16 protein-coding genes and 1 pseudogene are annotated in these 15,668 nt (G+C 62.1%); 13 read left to right on the top strand and 4 right to left on the bottom strand.

Annotation, left to right across the window (positions count from 1 at the left end; all coding sequences use genetic code 11):
• Positions 1-6: 6 nt before the first annotated feature.
• The 5 genes from G455_RS23490 to G455_RS0106500 all read left to right on the top strand — a co-directional run bounded on the left by G455_RS23490 (position 7) and on the right by G455_RS0106500 (position 8,221).
• Positions 7-2,787: an ATP-dependent Clp protease ATP-binding subunit gene (locus G455_RS23490; RefSeq protein WP_035366328.1), complete on the top strand. Its 2,781-nt coding sequence runs from the start codon at positions 7-9 to the stop codon at positions 2,785-2,787.
• 62 nt (positions 2,788-2,849) lie between these two features.
• Positions 2,850-3,431 (top strand): NADH dehydrogenase ubiquinone Fe-S protein 4, encoded by a 582-nt coding sequence (locus G455_RS25955; protein WP_179949495.1) that lies wholly within the window; start codon positions 2,850-2,852, stop codon positions 3,429-3,431.
• Positions 3,431-4,576 carry a cation:proton antiporter gene (locus G455_RS0106490; protein ID WP_028092951.1) on the top strand — a complete coding sequence of 382 codons (1,146 nt, stop codon included), beginning with the start codon at positions 3,431-3,433 and terminating at the stop codon, positions 4,574-4,576. Before G455_RS25955 ends, G455_RS0106490 begins: the two co-directional genes overlap by 1 nt.
• Before the next feature lie 322 nt (positions 4,577-4,898).
• The gene (locus G455_RS0106495) at positions 4,899-5,999 is read left to right on the top strand and encodes a glycosyltransferase family 4 protein (protein WP_028092952.1); all 1,101 of its coding nucleotides are present in this window, start codon (positions 4,899-4,901) and stop codon (positions 5,997-5,999) included.
• Positions 6,000-6,016: 17 nt separating this feature from the next.
• Complete coding sequence (locus G455_RS0106500) at positions 6,017-8,221, top strand: amylo-alpha-1,6-glucosidase (protein WP_028092953.1); 2,205 nt, start codon at positions 6,017-6,019, stop codon at positions 8,219-8,221.
• 42 nt (positions 8,222-8,263) lie between these two features.
• Here the strand turns inward: G455_RS0106500 and G455_RS0106505 are convergent, their stop codons facing one another.
• Entirely contained in the window at positions 8,264-8,488 is a 225-nt protein-coding gene (locus tag G455_RS0106505; RefSeq protein WP_028092954.1) for a hypothetical protein, read from the bottom strand.
• A 211-nt stretch (positions 8,489-8,699) separates the two neighbouring features.
• Here G455_RS0106505 and G455_RS0106510 point away from each other — a divergent pair, with 211 nt between their 5' ends.
• From G455_RS0106510 to G455_RS0106535, 6 genes are all read left to right on the top strand, one after another.
• Entirely contained in the window at positions 8,700-9,197 is a 498-nt protein-coding gene (locus G455_RS0106510) for an Hsp20 family protein (RefSeq protein WP_028092955.1), read from the top strand.
• A gap of 86 nt (positions 9,198-9,283) precedes the next feature.
• Entirely contained in the window at positions 9,284-10,009 is a 726-nt protein-coding gene (locus G455_RS23495) for an NADH dehydrogenase ubiquinone Fe-S protein 4 (protein WP_073034037.1), read from the top strand.
• Positions 10,006-10,245, top strand: a complete 240-nt coding sequence (rpoZ, locus tag G455_RS23500) for a DNA-directed RNA polymerase subunit omega (protein ID WP_051312242.1) — start codon at positions 10,006-10,008, stop codon at positions 10,243-10,245. The genes G455_RS23495 and rpoZ overlap by 4 nt, the downstream gene beginning before the upstream one ends.
• A 30-nt stretch (positions 10,246-10,275) precedes the next feature.
• Complete coding sequence (locus G455_RS23505; RefSeq protein ID WP_035366285.1) at positions 10,276-10,638, top strand: SPW repeat domain-containing protein; 363 nt, start codon at positions 10,276-10,278, stop codon at positions 10,636-10,638.
• Between the two features lie 382 nt (positions 10,639-11,020).
• A complete protein-coding gene (locus tag G455_RS0106530) occupies positions 11,021-11,968 on the top strand; it encodes a DnaJ C-terminal domain-containing protein (protein ID WP_028092956.1) in 948 nt (315 codons plus the stop codon).
• Positions 11,965-12,318 (top strand): MerR family transcriptional regulator, encoded by a 354-nt coding sequence (locus tag G455_RS0106535; protein WP_028092957.1) that lies wholly within the window; start codon positions 11,965-11,967, stop codon positions 12,316-12,318. Before G455_RS0106530 ends, G455_RS0106535 begins: the two co-directional genes overlap by 4 nt.
• 100 nt (positions 12,319-12,418) lie before the next feature.
• On the opposite strand, the pseudogene G455_RS26890 reads toward G455_RS0106535, so the two are convergent.
• Positions 12,419-12,592, bottom strand: a pseudogene (locus G455_RS26890) (IS5/IS1182 family transposase); the annotation flags it as partial.
• A 41-nt stretch (positions 12,593-12,633) separates the two neighbouring features.
• A complete protein-coding gene (locus G455_RS23510) occupies positions 12,634-13,041 on the bottom strand; it encodes a tetratricopeptide repeat protein (RefSeq protein WP_035366287.1) in 408 nt (135 codons plus the stop codon).
• A gap of 4 nt (positions 13,042-13,045) precedes the next feature.
• Here G455_RS23510 and G455_RS23515 point away from each other — a divergent pair, with 4 nt between their 5' ends.
• On the top strand, positions 13,046-13,405 hold the full coding sequence (locus tag G455_RS23515; protein ID WP_240474623.1) for an RrF2 family transcriptional regulator: 360 nt from the start codon (positions 13,046-13,048) through the stop codon (positions 13,403-13,405).
• A 71-nt stretch (positions 13,406-13,476) separates the two neighbouring features.
• Here G455_RS23515 and G455_RS0106550 read toward each other — a convergent pair whose 3' ends face one another.
• Complete coding sequence (locus G455_RS0106550; protein WP_028092959.1) at positions 13,477-14,532, bottom strand: site-specific integrase; 1,056 nt, start codon at positions 14,530-14,532, stop codon at positions 13,477-13,479.
• 112 nt (positions 14,533-14,644) lie between these two features.
• Between G455_RS0106550 and dusA the strand changes: the two genes are divergently transcribed.
• On the top strand, positions 14,645-15,643 hold the full coding sequence (gene dusA, locus G455_RS23520; protein ID WP_084437014.1) for a tRNA dihydrouridine(20/20a) synthase DusA: 999 nt from the start codon (positions 14,645-14,647) through the stop codon (positions 15,641-15,643).
• Positions 15,644-15,668: the final 25 nt, after the last annotated feature.

Consider the following 15,668-nt stretch of genomic DNA (forward strand, 5'->3'; position numbering starts at 1 on the left):
TGAGAAATGGCAAACGGCATCTGTGATATCTGCAAATCCCGACCTGCCAGCTTTCGTGCGCAGGTCTCTGTCAACGGTGAACGCAAGGTGATGGAGCTTTGCGACGAGGACTACCGCAGGATCGCCCGACGGCAGGGGCGTAGCGCATCGCCACTGGAATCGCTTTTCGGAGGGCGCTCGCTCTTCGATGAATTCTTTGGCGATGCCGGTGGCCTTTTCGATCGGCTTGGCGAAGATCAGGGGCAACCCGTCCCTATCCGACAGGCGGGGCGCACCGCGCGGCGTGGCGGCATCAATATCGCTGACCGCCTGAGCGAACAGGCCAACCGGCTTTTGCAGGAGGCGGGCCAGAAGGCGCATGAATTCGGCCGGACCGAGGTTGATACGGAACACCTTCTGCTGGCGCTGACCGGCTCGGATGTTGTTCGGACGGTGCTGGGGCAGGTCAAGATCGACGCCGACGATCTGCGCCGCCAGATCGAGAGCGAAGCGAAGAAGGGCGACGCAACGGGGGAGGACCGTGAGATCGGCGTCAGCCCGCGGGTGAAGGATGCGCTGAACCGCGCCTTCATCGCCTCGAACGAGCTGGGCCATTCCTATGTCGGCCCCGAACACCTTCTGATCGGTCTCGCCGAAGAGGGCGAGGGCGTTGCGTCGGGAATCCTGAACCGGCTGGGCCTGACCCCGCAGGCGCTGCGTCAGCAGGTGACGAAGGTCGTCGGTCAGGGGGCCGAAGAAGGCCGCGTCGAAACCCCGTCGAGCACGCCTGATCTGGATGAATATAGCCGCGATTTGACCAAGCTGGCGTGCGAGGGCCGGCTCGACCCGGTGATCGGCCGGGCGCGTGAAATCGAGACGACGATTGAGGTTCTGGCGCGGCGCAAGAAGAACAACCCGGTGCTGATCGGCGAACCGGGCGTCGGCAAGACCGCGATCATCGAGGGGTTGGCGCAGCGTATCGTCGCGGGCGAGGTGCCCGAGGCGCTGCGCGACAAACGGCTGATCGAACTCAACATCAACTCGATGGTGGCCGGATCAAAATATCGCGGCGAGTTCGAGGAACGCGTCCAAAAGATCCTCAAGGAGATCGAGGCCAACAAGGCCGACATGATCCTGTTCATCGACGAGATCCACACCATCGTCGGTGCCGGGCAGGGTGGTGGCGAAGGCGGGCTCGACATCGCCAACACCTTCAAGCCGGCCCTCGCCCGCGGCGAGTTGAACCTGATCGGTGCGACCACCCTGAACGAGTACCAGAAATACATCGAGAAGGACGCCGCGCTGGAGCGCCGCTTCCAGCCGGTCTATGTCGATGAGCCGACGGTGGCGCAGACGATCATGATCCTGCGCGGCCTGCGCGACACGCTGGAAAGCCATCACAAGGTGACGATCACCGACGAGGCCATCGTCGCGGCGGCCGAGCTTTCCGACCGCTACGTAACCGGCCGCTTCATGCCCGACAAGGCCATCGACCTGATCGACCAGGCCGCCGCCCGGGTGAAGATCAGCGCCACCGCGCGTCCCGTCGACGTGCAGGAGCTCGAGGCCGAGGTCGCCCAGATCCGGCGCGAGCAGGATTACGCCGCCGGCCGCAAGCAATTTGACCGCGCTGCAGATCTGAAGAAGGAGCTGGAGGCGAAACAGGCCGAACTCGACGAATTGATGGAGACCTGGAAGCGCGACCGCGCCTCGGCCACGGCTGAGGTGCGCGCCGACCACGTGGCGCAGATCGTCTCGAAACTGACCGGCGTGCCGGTGAGCGAGCTGACGACAGAAGAGCGTGAAAAGCTCCTGAAGCTAGAGGACAAGCTGCATGAGCGGGTAATCGGCCAGGAAGAGGCCATCCACGCCGTTGCCGATGCCGTGCGACTGGCGCGCGCCGGGCTGCGCGAGGGCTCCGGCCCGACCGCGACCTTCCTGTTCCTCGGCCCGACCGGCGTCGGCAAGACCGAGCTGGCCAAGACCCTGGCTGAGACGATCTTCGGTGATCAGGACGCGATGATCCGCATCGACATGTCCGAATATGGCGAACGTCATGCGGTCGCGCGGCTGGTTGGCGCGCCGCCGGGCTATGTCGGCTACGACGAGGGCGGCCAGTTGACCGAACGGGTCCGGCGCCGGCCCTATTCTGTCGTGCTGCTCGACGAGATCGAGAAGGCGCATGCGGATGTCTATAACATCCTGCTGCAGGTCTTCGACGATGGCCGCCTGACCGACGGCAAGGGCCGCGTGGTGGATTTCACCAACACCATCATCATCGCCACGTCGAACCTCGGTTCCGACATCATCCAGCGCAACCTTCGCAAGCGCGGAACCAAGGAGTTCGACGAGGCCGGGCAGAAGGCCGAACTGATGGACGTTCTGCGCGTTCATTTCCGGCCCGAGTTCATCAACCGGATCGACGAGATCATCGTCTTCCATTCTCTGAACCAGTCGGAAATCCGGCAGATCGTCGAGCTGCAGCTGGCCCGCGTCGCCCGCACGGCGATGACCCAGGGGGTCGAACTCGACTACGACGAAAGCGTTGCGGAGCATTTTGGAGCGGTGGGTTTCCGGCCAGAGTTCGGCGCCCGCGAGTTGCGACGGCTAATTCGGTCGGAGCTGGAGACCGAGCTCGCCCGCGAGATGCTTTCGGGCCGGATCGAGGACGGCGACAAGGTGCGCGTCGCCTGGACCGCGGATGATCAGAAGATCACGTTCCAAAAGCTGGAGAGCGCAGGAGAAACCGAGGCTCTCGGCGAGCCCGGCAATAGCGATAGCGAAGAGACCGAGCCTGCCGCCGAATGACGGCCCGTGCACCGGCGACGGTAACGCCGCCGGTGCCGCAATCCGAAGAGAGGTAAATCATGATGAAAGGACATAACCGCCCCCCATTCCGGCCGAAGATCCCCGGAACTGACCTGACATCTCCAGACGTGCCGACAGCGTTGATCTACAGGCCAGCTCGCTCGTCCCACACCTCCGCTCCAATCAGGCGGCAGCATTGGATACTCGAGTTTGAGCCGGCCCGGGCGCCGGTCATCGAGCCTCTTATGGGCTGGACCGCAACCGAAGATCCTTATCGTCCGATCCGCCTGACATTCCCTGATCTCGACAGCGCCATCGCCTTCGCGGAACGAAACGACTGGCAGTATATCGTGCGCCACGAGCCGGACAAACGTCGATCCGTGCCACCGCGCCGCTTCTGGTGGGAAACCGTGCCAACCAGCAAGGGAGCCGATGCTCCTGGCGCCCATCGCATCGAGACCGGCCACCGACCGAGTTCCGGGCACCGGCTTCACCGAGGCATCGACGCGGCCAGCGTTCGTGATCTCTCAGCGGAACTCGCGACGGCTGCAGACCCGGTCAGTGAAGCGAGTGCTGAGTCCTTCCCCGCGTCCGACCCACCGGCGTGGATCGGGGCGACTGTCTATGGAAGCGGGCGACGTTGATGCACTCCGACCAGGGGCTGTTGGAGGCCGCCGCGTTGCTCGCCATGATGGCTTTTTGCCATGTCGCAATCTGCGCACGGCTTGGCATCCCCGCACTGGTCGGTTTCCTGCTGTCCGGCATTGTGATCGGGCCGTCGGGTCTGGGGCTCATCGCCGAGGGTGCAACACTGACGCTTATCGGTGAGGTCGGGGTGATCCTGCTTCTCTTTGCGCTTGGTCTGGAATTCTCCCTCGACAAGCTCGTGTCGCTTCGGCGACTGATCTTCGGACTCGGTCTAGCACAGGTGCTCGTAGTCGGAGGGTTAGTCACCGTAGGGCTCCTCGTCTTTACCGAGATCGCGCCGGCGGCGGCGGTTCTGATCGCTGGCGCGGTCGCGATGTCGTCGACCGCGCTTTGCCTCAAGGTCCTGGCGGGCGGCGATGCGCTCGGAACGCCTCAGGGACGGGTCGCGATCGCTGTTCTGCTGTTTCAGGATCTGGCGGCCGTCGGCTTTCTGGCGTTTCACGATGTCATCGCCGCAGCAGGAGCCGTGGGAAGCGCGCACGACGTCCTGAAGATGGTTGGGGGCATGGGCGTGCTCGTCGGGGCGCTCTTCATCGCCCGGTCAATGCTTCAGCGGCTTGCCGGATGGGTCGCAACCCAGGGCGAGGCTGAACTCGCACAGCTTCTGGCCCTGACCGTAGCCTTGCTCGCGGCCATTATTGCGCAGGTTGCGGGTCTTTCGCCGGCGCTCGGTGCATTCACTGCCGGCATGATGATCGCCGAGGGCGACGCCCGCCAATTTGTCGAACGGGAAATCAGGCCGTTCCGGGATCTGTTCGTCGGGGTGTTCTTCATCGGTATCGGAACTCAACTCCATATAGGAGCGGTTTGGTCGACATGGCCAACGGTGTTGGCATGGCTTTTTGTGCTCATGGTAGTGAAACTCGCGCTTGTTGTTGCCCTGACCCGTATGTTCGGAGAACAGCTCGAGACTGCGCTTCGCGCGGGCGCCATCCTGGCCCATGGCGGCGAATTCAGCTTGATGCTCATCTCTGTCACGACTGCCTCCGGCCTGTTGCAATCCAAGGTCGCCGAGCCTCTGTTCCTCGCGTTGGGGCTGAGCATGCTGATTGGAGCGGTTGTGGTTCGTCGCGCAGCGTAAATGCGACCGACGCACACTCAGCAGTTGCCTGCTTCGCCTAATATTTTTGCGCGTCGTAGGGGTTGAAACTCCAAAGTCGATTTCTAACTGAACTTTTTGCAGGGGTTCCCTGCTATCTGACATCGCTGTTTTGCGCAGGAGGTTTTGCCGGGCAAGGCCATCTCGCGTTCCGGCACCATAGTCCGGCGGATGGCAGTGATCTTGTATCACGACTGTCCGAATTCGAGATGCCACATCCGGCGGTCATGCCCAGGCGGGGTGATTGTAGACGACCTTCTCGCATCCATTGTTGAGGCTTCGCTCAGAAGAGGAGGTTTTGCCGATGAAGATCGCACAGATCGCACCGCTGGAAGAAAGTTGCCCGCCGCGTCTCTATGGGGGAACAGAAAGGATCGTCTCCTATCTCACCGAGGAACTGGTCAGGCAGGGCCATGAAGTCACGCTGTTCGCCAGCGGCGACAGCCGGACCAAGGCCCACCTGGTCCCGTGCAGCAAGGAAGCGCTCCGGCTCGATCCGAACGTGAAGAACTCGCTGCCGTGGCATGTCGCCATGCTGGAGGAAGTCCGCTTGCGGGCCGATGAATTCGACGTGCTGCATTTTCACATCGACTTCCTGCATTATCCCATGGCGCGCGCATTCGCCGATCGCATGGTGACGACCATGCACGGCCGGCTCGACGGGCCTGATCTGCGTCCCTTCTATGCGACCTTCCCGAACTATCCGCTCGTTTCGATCTCGGACGACCAGCGCCGTCCGCTGCCCTTCGTGAACTGGGCAGGAACAGTTTATCACGGTCTTCCCAAGAATCTGCTGCCCTTCACCGAACGCCCGAACGGCGACTATCTTGCTTTTCTCGGACGTATTTCGCCGGAGAAACGCCCGGACCGCGCCATCGAAATTGCGGCGCGGGCGGGGATGCCACTGAAAATCGCCGCCAAGATCGGCGATGCGGATCGCAAGTATTGGGAAGAGATCATCGCGCCTATGGTCGACGCCCACGACAATGTCGAGTTCATCGGAGAGATCAACGAGAAGCAAAAGGCCGAATTTCTCGGGAACGCGCGGGCGCTGCTCTTCCCGGTCGACTGGCCCGAACCTTTCGGCTTGGTGATGATCGAGGCCATGGCCTGCGGCACGCCGGTGATCGCATGGGCGAATGGCTCAGTGCCCGAGATCGTGGAGCCAGGGCTGACCGGCTATGTCGTACATTCGCTGGAGGACGCTGTCGCGGCCGTCAGCAAGCTGGACCGTATCAGCAGAGGAATCGTGCGCGAGACGTTCGAAGAACGCTTCACCGCGGATCGCATGGCGCGCGACTATGTCGAAATCTATCGCGGGCTGCCGGGCGTCGAGGCCGTTACGATGCCGCTCCCGCATATGCTCGGCGGCCATGGGGCCCAGGTCCTGCATGCAGCCGAATGAGAGCGAAGGAGAGTAAGATGACCGAGGCGCTGCAACAAACGGGCTTGCGTGCGTCGCAACTGGTCGCGCCGCCGACGCAATTCTTCATCCCGGCGGCAGCCTCCTTGCAGGAGCGGCGGCCACGAACCCTGAAGCACGGCGATACCTTCGCCGTGTTCGATCACAATGGCGATGTGCTCTCGGGGCCGGGCAGCCCCGAGGGCCTGTTCCATCGCGACACCAGGTATCTCTCGCATTACTATCTGACCATCGGGGGAGAGCGGCCCATGCTGCTCTCGTCCACATTGCGTGACGATAACGCCACGCTGACCTGCGATCTGACGAATCCGGATCTTTATGACGAAACCGGTCGCTGTCTGATTGCGCATGATCGCATCCACATGCGCCGGACGCGTTTCCTTTGGCAAGGCACATGTTATGAGCGGTTGGCGGTACGCAATTTCGACGAAGCCCCACACGAGATCACCGTGGAAATCACATTCGAATCCGATTTTGCGGATATTTTTGAGGTCCGTGGCCGGGTGCGGGCCCGCCGGGGAACGTTGCTTTTGCCGGAGGTGGATAGCTCGCACGTGCTCTTGTCTTACCGAGGGCTCGACCACAATCCACGCAGCACCGCTTTGCGTTTCGATCCTGCGCCTGCGCAGCTTGAGGCCGGAAAAGCGGTCTATCGTCTGAGGCTCGCGCCCGGCGAAGCGCGTTCGCTCTTTATCGAGATCGGCTGCGACGTGAATGGGGCCGAGGACCCTCCGTCGCGTCTGTTTTTCCGCGCCTTGCGGGATGCGCGCCGCGCACTTAGGCGTTCGTCCTCCCGAGCAGCCACAGTGCAAAGCTCCAACGAGATCTTCAACGAGACCATGCGCCGTTCGGTCTCCGACCTCTATATGCTCATGACCGATACGGAAGAAGGGCCCTATCCCTATGCGGGAGTGCCCTGGTTCAGCACCGTGTTCGGGCGCGATGCACTGATCACCGCTTGGGAAATGCTCTGGCTCGACCCGGCGGTCGCGCGGGGCGTTCTGCTGCATCTCGCGGCCAACCAGGCGACGGAATTCGATCCGGACACCGATGCCGAGCCAGGCAAGATCCTTCATGAAGTGCGTTATGGCGAAATGGCGGAAACCGGCGAAGTTCCGTTCCGGCGCTATTACGGCAGCGTGGATTCGACACCGCTGTTCGTGATGCTCGCCGGGGCGTATTTCGAACGCACCGGCAATCGGGTGGTGCTGGAAACACTCTGGCCGCATGTCCGTGCGGCGCTCGACTGGATCGAGACCTATGGCGATCGGGACGGCGACGGTTTCGTGGAATACGGGAGGCGCAGCGACAAGGGGCTCGCCAACCAGGGGTGGAAGGACAGTCATGATGCGGTGTTTCACGCCGATGGGACGCTGGCCAAGGGGCCGATCGCGCTATGCGAGGTACAGGGCTACGTCTATGCTGCCCGGCTGGCTGCGTCCGAGATCTCACGGGAACTCGGTCATGACGGGATCGCGGAGGAACAGGCGCAAAAGGCCTCGGAACTGAAGTCCCGTTTCGACGCGGCGTTCTGGGACGGTGAGCTTGGAACCTATGTGCTCGCCCTCGATGGTGACAAACGGCCCTGCCGAGTACGGAGTTCGAACGCGGGCCATCTGCTTTGGACGGGAATCGTCCCGGAGGAACGCGCCGAAACGGTTGTTCGAGCCCTGATGGGGCCGTCGTCTTTCTGCGGATGGGGAGTACGGACCATTGCCGCGGGCCAGGCACGGTACAATCCGATGAGCTATCACAACGGGTCGGTCTGGCCCCATGATAACGCGCTGATCGGGACGGGGCTGGCGCGCTACGGGTTCCGCGAAGAGGCCGCGCGGATATTCGAGGGCATCTTCTCCGCCGCCACCTATATCGATCTGAGACGGTTGCCGGAGCTGTTCTGCGGTTTTCCGCGCCGCGAGACGCAAGGGCCGACCTTCTACCCGGTGGCCTGTACGCCGCAGGCCTGGGCGGCGGGAGCGCCGCTGTTGCTGCTTCAGGCCTGTCTCGGGCTGCGCTTCGATGCCGAGGCGCGGCAGGTGATCTTCGAGCAACCGATACTTCCGGAGTTTCTGGGAGAGGTCGTCCTGCGCAATCTGCGCCTTGACGGTGGAACTATCGATGTGGCTCTACGCCGGTCCGGCACCCACGTGGTTGCCGACGTTCTGCGTCGCGACGGACCGGTTCGGGTTATCGTAACCACCTGAAGGGACGGGCTGGCGCCATCTTCTGCGCCAGCCCGATTTCTGTTATAGCAGATCGTCTTCTTCCTGATCGGCTTCGAGCAATTCTACCAACCGGGCGATGCGGCCCGATGGGAAGGGGCTATGGGCATCGACCTGCGCTTCATCCGCCTCGACCCAGGCCTTGGCACGGGCAAGCTCGGAGGCGTTGGCGCCGGTGCGCAGAATATCAGACAGTAGCGTGGGGTCCGTGCCGGGACCCAGGATGCTTTTCACGTCGTTTTCGGTCATGATCTCCTCCTTTCGAATGCCACAAGGAAGCAAGAGAAATATAGGATTTCTGTTCGCAGAAAAAAGTTTTGAGCACCCTCTTGAAACCGTAAGGTGCTGTTCCAAATCAATTTATGCTGATCGCCCAGATGGGGATCGGTGACAAGGCGGGACGCCGTTCCTGCGGTGCTTCCGTCGTCTGTACCCATGTTGCTCAAAGGAGGATATGGCTATGGCAACGAGACTTGATTTTGCACCTCTGTTCCGTTCGAGTATCGGTTTCGACCGTATGCTCGACGCACTTGAGGCCGCCCGTCGGGTGGAAACGCTCGACAACTGGCCGCCCTACGACATCGTCAAGACCGGCGAGGACGACTATCGCATCGACATGGCGGTGGCTGGCTTTGCCGAAGACGATCTGACCCTGACCCAGGACAAGAACATGCTGATCGTGTCGGGCCACAAGGAGACTCCCGATGGTGACGACGGTGCCAGCTATCTCTATCGCGGCATCGCCGGTCGGTCGTTTGAACGTCGGTTCGAACTGGCTGATCACGTCCGGGTCGAAGAGGCCACCTTGTCGAACGGCCTGCTGACTGTCCAGTTGAAGCGCGAGGTCCCCGAGGAACTCAAGCCGCGTCGGATCGAGATCGCGTCTCCTGAGGCGACCGAAGGTCTCGAGACCAGGCAGCTCGAGACGGCTCGTGAGCCGGAACCTGTCGCGGCCTGAAGCACCTCGGGCCCAGGATGGGATGCTCCGGCCGCTTTCTTGGCGGTCGGACGCCGTTCCCGAAATCTGGAGGGTAAGTAGTGAACTTGATCAGTGGAGATTTCACAGCACAATCACATGCCTCACCCATTCCGAGCCTGGCCGGTTCGCGACCCGACTGGGACTCTTCTCTGCCGGACGATGCGGTCGCCCGGATCTGGAAGCCGTCGAAATCGGCGATGACCTCGGGGCGCGCGGGTACGCAGGGCTGGAAGATGAGCTTTCCGCGCCGGACCGGTCCTTGGCTCGAGCCTTTGATGGGCTGGACGGGTGGGGACGACACGATCCAGCAGATAGACCTGAGCTTTCCGACGCTGGAAGCTGCTATTCGCCATGCAAAGCGTCTGGGGGTGGCTTACGAGGTGCATCTGCCGGCAGGCGAAGCCGCGCGCGGTGCCGCCCGGGCACGGGACAGGCAGGCCGGGCTGTGGTCCGATGCCACGCTTTCTCGGCTCGGCCTGTCGGAGATGCGGCAAACCTATCGCGACGCGATGGCCGGCGCCAAACGGCGGGGCGATCCGAAAGGCGGCGATGATGGGCGTCCTCCCATTGAGGTTGCTTCGGACGCCAGCCTGTCGTTGGAGGCTCGCCGTTCTATCCTGATGAACTGGGCCTACACGGAGTATCTTCAGGATGTCGCCAGCACCGAAGGCATGCCGGAAAACCAACGTGAATCGCAGCTTGCCGAGGTTGAACGAGCGCTGTTGGCGCTCGAAGCGGCGGTGGCCGCCGACGGCATGTATCCGTCCGTTGAGGAAGGGAGGGCGGCATGAATCCCTTCGTTGGAATTGATGCCCAGCAGGCGGTGCCCGATCGTTTCGCTCTGGTCCTCGCCGCGAGCGCCCGCAGCCGGGCGCTGAAGGCCGGGGCAGAACCGCGGGTCGAACCTAAACGGCAAGCCACCGAAGAGCTTGCCTTGGAAGAGATCGCGACCGGCGCGATTTCGCAGGAGGAGTTGTTGCCCTTCCTGCCTGCGCCGGCGCCCAAGCGGCTGGCTCGGCCGCATTGAATCCCTGGTGAAGAGAAAGGAGGTAACACCATGAGCAAGACCTGGACTACGAACTATGACAAGCTTGGCGACGGCATCAGCCTTCTCGCGGGCCTCGCCCTCGCTGGGTTGCCCTTCGTCATCACGATGACCGATATTGCCTTCTGGAGCGCCCTGCTGACAGGCGGACTGATCGCAGTGCTTTCCGCAATTGCGCTTTGGCGACCGCATGAAGGGCTTGACTGGGCACGTATGGTTGCGGGGGTCTGGGCTGCGATCAGCCCATGGGCTCTCATAGCCGGCTTCACGCTCAGTATCGCACTCGCCCATGTGGCTCTCGGCGCGCTCGCGCTGGCCTTTCCCGCCTGGCGGCGCTGGAAAAACGACGGCGGCAACTCTGCTCTGACCGCCTGATACGACTGTCGGCCCCACGCGCAGGGCCGACAATCTATGAACTTGGTTCAAGGAGACGCATTGTTCTCCGGTTTCTTATTGATGCGGTTACGGTGTTACAATTGACCCACCGTTGTCTGTTGCTGCGGAATACTGACGAGGTATTGTGGCGTTGCGCAAATCCCTCCGGGGTTTGTCTTTCTCCCGTGTTTGAGAGCGCACATTCCTTGCTCCGGCACTCGGCACAGACAGTATGAAACCATATCCTAGCCTTTGCCGGTGCAAGATCCCGGCTTCGCGCGGGCCATAGGGTCTTGGCTGGAAAATGATCAGGAGAGGCGCGAAATCCCAGGGTAAGGATCCGGGGTCATGACGGCGCCGGACCCAACACAGACAGGTGAAGATGAACACCGATCCTTATGAGATACTTGGCGTGCCGAAGACCGCCACACAGGACGAGATCAAGAAGGCCTATCGCAAGCTGGCGAAAGAGCTGCACCCGGACCTGCATCCCGATGACAAGGCCAAGCAGGAACGGTTCAAGGAGGTGTCGGCGGCCAACGATCTGCTGGGCGATCCCGAGAAGCGCCGGCGTTTCGATGCCGGCGAGATCGACGCCAGCGGACAGGAACGCCCCGAGCGCCAGTATTACCACCACTATGCCGGCCAGGATGCCGGCCGCCGCTACGACCCGGGTCCGGGTTTCGAGGGTGGAATGGATCAGGACGATCTGAACGACATCTTCTCGCAGTTCTTCAGAGCGCGCGCCGCCGGGGCGGGCGGCGGTGGGTTCCGGCACGAGGTCCACGCCCGCGGTTCGGATATGCGTTATCATCTCGAGGTCGATTTCCTCGATGCCGCGCGCGGCGCGAAGCGTCGTGTCACGATGCCCGATGGCAACAATATCGAAATCACGATCCCGCCTGGCGTCAGGGATGGCCAGACGCTTCGGCTGCGCGGCAAGGGCGCTCCGGGGATCGGCGGTGGCGCCGCCGGCGACGCTCTGGTGACCGTTTCGGTGGGGACGCATCCGGTGTTCGCCCGGCTGGATGACGATATCGAGATGGAATTGCCAATCACCTTCGATGAAGCGGTGCTCGGCGCAAAGGTCGATGTGCCGACCGTATCGGGATCCGTCTCGGTCACGATTCCGAAAGGGGCGTCGTCGGGTCGGCGCCTGAGATTGCGCGGCAAGGGCATCAAGGGCCCGAAAGGCAAGCCGGGCGATCAGATCGTGAGGTTGAAGATCGTGCTGCCTAAAAAGATCGACCCAGAGATGGAGGAACTGGCGGAGCGCTGGCGCCGGATGGCCGTGTTCGACCCGCGCGCCGAATTGCGGAGGATGACATGAGACACACGGAAGAGATGGTCCTCACCAAGATCCGGCGCCTGTCCCGGCGGGAACTCCGGCTTTGGGTGCGCCAAGGGTGGGTACGCCCGGCGGTGGGCGAGGCTGGCCCGGTCTTCGACGAACTCGATATCGCGCGCCTGCGCCTTCTTTGCGATTTGCGAAAGGAGATGGCGCTGCCCACGACTGCTATGCCGGTGGTTTTGAACCTCATCGACCAACTCTACCAAACCCGACGCGACCTGCGAACATTGCTCAGGGCACTGGACGATCAACCCGAAGATGTAAGAAGCACACTAGCGGCACGCCTTCGTCTTAGCGATACCAACGACGCGGCTGAAGACAGCGATTGAAAATGACTGTTGCGGCCGGTTTTGCCAGAAAACGGTAGTCAAAGGCGGCCGTGTTGCGCAAATCCGGCTCTGATCACAGTTCCCCTTTCCCCGGACGAAATTACCCTATGGCCTCTGTGAGAGGTATGCCGAGCGCGGCGTAACCGCCGAGGACTGCAATGCGGATCTGCAGCTCCACAATCAGGTGGTCAAAGTCTAGAGCCATCAGGGATTTGCGAAGCATCTTGGTGCATTTCATCTTGCTCTCAACACAGCTTCAGCGGTGGTAGCCTGAGCTATTACCCATCTCTTGAACAGGACCTGGTGTGAATTAAGCTAGCGACGCAATGACAGCGCTGCCGCGTCAAGATCGTTCAGGGCGATTAAAGCGTCTGCCAAAGCGAAATGCGCCCGCGCATCTTCAGGACTGGCAGCGGTGACTTCGGCAAGAAGGTCGGCTGCTGTAGAAAAATCCGCCAGATCCATTGAGGTGACAGCCAAATTGTACATCGCTTCCGCATATCCGGGCCGTGTTTCGATGGCCTTCCTGAAGGCTGCAATTGCGTCTTCAGGCCGCTGCCCCTTACGCAGAGCTATGCCGAGATTGTTGTAAGCTTCCGGCGAGGGTACCGGTGCATGTACGCACGCGGCCTCGAGGGCCTCGATCGCCGCGGTGATGCTACCATGAGCGAGCAGTGCGACCCCGAGCAGGTGAAGCAGGTCCGGGTCGTTAGGGTAGTCCAACGCCGTGGTGGTGCGCAGGATGATGGCGGGGCTGCGCGAGCGGGGGATCGTGTCGTCGGAAAAGGGTCATGGCGGTGGCTGGCAGCTTGCTTGCCCGCTGGCTGAGATCAGCTTGCGCGACGTCTACGAGGCGGTCGGCCACCCGCCGCTGTTCAACATTGGACCGCAGGCGGATCCGTCGCCCTGTCTGGTCGAGCAGGCGGTCGACACGCGGCTCGATGCGACGCTGGCAGAGGCCGAGACACGGCTGCTGGCGCAATTCGCCGCGATCACGGTGGAGGAGGTCGCGCAGGATTTCGAGCGTCGTTTCGAAGAAAGCGGCCATACGGTGCCGTTCCCTTGGCATGGCGCGACGGGGGAATGATCGGTGGTGGCACTATCTGTACCGAGATTGCAGCGATGTGAGCCGCCAGAAGTCATTTCCAGATGTGAAGGCTAGGCAACCCTGCTTGCCGCGAGCGCATGGAGACCCTCTGGGCGGATGTGGGTGTAGCGGCGCAGCATTTTCCAGTCCTTGTGCCCGGTGACAAGGGCAACCTGTTCAATGGTGAAACCTGCCTCGAACAGTCGACTGGTCGCTTCGTGGCGCAGATCATGAAAATGCAAATCCTCGATGCCCAAGGTACGGCAGACCCGTCGGAATGCCGTGCCGATTGAGCGTCCGTTGTAAGGGAAGATTCTGCCGCGACTGCCCACCAGCGCACGTTGTTCTTCGATCAACGCGCAGGGGTCGTAACCAGAAACGGACAGCAGCGGGATGCGTTGGTCGTTGCCCGTCTTGCGGCGAGGGTCTTTGCGGTCCCGGATGAGCAGCATTTTGGTTCGAGGGTTGTAGTCTTCCCATCGCGCCCGAGAGATTTCATCTTGTCGCATGGCCGTCGCGATGGCGAAACGAACGACGCGCGCTACGGGGATGAACTGTCGTGGGTTGCTTTCAAGCGCCTTCAGGATCGCGTCGATCTCCTCTTCGCTCGGCCGACGATCCCGTTCGTTGCCTTTGCCCACCAGTCCGAGCCGGGTGAGCGCAATCCGAGCGAGATCGACTCCTTCGGTTGGTGCGATGATGCCGTGAACGGCGGCAGCATGCGAAAGGATCGTCTTGATGTATCCGAGGTCGATGCCAACCGTTACCGGGCCGGCGCCTTCTTTGGCGCGCTGACGACCGAACTCGACGAGCTTTTCCCGGCCGAGCTCGGCGGGTTTCAACGCCCCGAGGCGTAGCGCAAGAAAATCCAGGCTCGCGGCTTTCGACCTACCGAGCGTTCTCCCGACTTCCGCCAGATCCGCTCTGTGAAGATCGATGAGGTCTCCGAATGTCTTGGCCGTGGCAACGCGAGTGTGTATAGGTTCCCCCCGATCGATCTTGCCCTCAATGGTCCGCGCCCAAAGCTCCGCGTCACCGCGGCGCAGGAAGGATTCACTGATGTAGTGCCCTTTGCGTCTGACCTGGACTCGCCAGGAGCCCGAAGGAAGCTTTGATATGGTCGCCATTTCGTGTGCTCTATGTGTGCAGTGCGCGGTCGAAACGTGGCGAAAAGGGGCGTATTGGGTCGTAAATTAGAGTGCACACGCCGCCGCGCAATGAGTTGATACTACTGGAAAAATGACGAAATATCAAGCACATAGACTTGCCATTGCGCCTATGATGGATTGGACGGACCGGCATTGTCGGTATTTTCATCGCCTCCTGTCGCGCCGGACCCTGCTTTATACGGAAATGGTGACCGCTCCGGCGCTGGTACGGGGGGGGGCGATGCATCTGCTCGATTACAGCCCCGAGGAGCATCCGGTCGCGCTGCAGCTTGGCGGCTCCGACCCGGCAGAGCTGGCGGCAGCGGCCAAGCTTGGCGCGGCGGCGGGGTATGATCAGATCGACCTCAATTGTGGCTGCCCTTCGGATCGGGTGCAGTCGGGCACCTTTGGGGCGATCCTGATGACTGAGCCCGATCTGGTGGCCGATTGCGTCAAGGCGATGCAGGATGCCGTGTCTTGCGAGGTGACGGTGAAATGCCGGATCGGCGTCGATGACCAGGACCCTGAACAGGTGCTGCCTGATTTCCTGTCCCGCGTCGCGGCGGCGGGCTGCCGACGTTTCACCGTTCATGCCCGCAAGGCCTGGCTTAAGGGGCTCAGCCCGAAGGAGAACCGGGATATCCCACCGCTCGACTACGATCTGGCGCTCAGGATGAAGACGGCGTTTCCCGAACTTCACATTTCTGTGAATGGTGGCGTCGCAACGCTTGATCAGGCGCAGGCGTTTCTGGCAGCGGGCTTCGACGGGGTGATGATCGGGCGCGCGGCCTATCACCAGCCCTGGGATATCCTGGCCGAGGCCGATACCCACATCTTCGGCGCAAAGGCCGCGCCCTTTAGTACGCCCGATCAAGCCGCCCGTGCCATGCTGCCCTATATCGAAACCCATCTGGCCGCTGGCGGGAGACTGCATCAGATCACCCGCCATATGCTGGGCCTTTTCACCGGGCGTCCCGGCGCGCGCGCCTGGCGGCGGATCCTGTCGGAAGGCGCCAATCGCCCCGGTGCCGGCCCCGAACTGGTGGAAGAGGCATTGACACATATCCGGGCTGCCGAGCCGGCGGGCTGAACTGTTACCGCCAATGGTTCTGGCC

Origin of the sequence: Pseudodonghicola xiamenensis DSM 18339 (genome assembly GCF_000429365.1) — a bacterium.
Lineage (GTDB): Bacteria > Pseudomonadota > Alphaproteobacteria > Rhodobacterales > Rhodobacteraceae > Pseudodonghicola > Pseudodonghicola xiamenensis.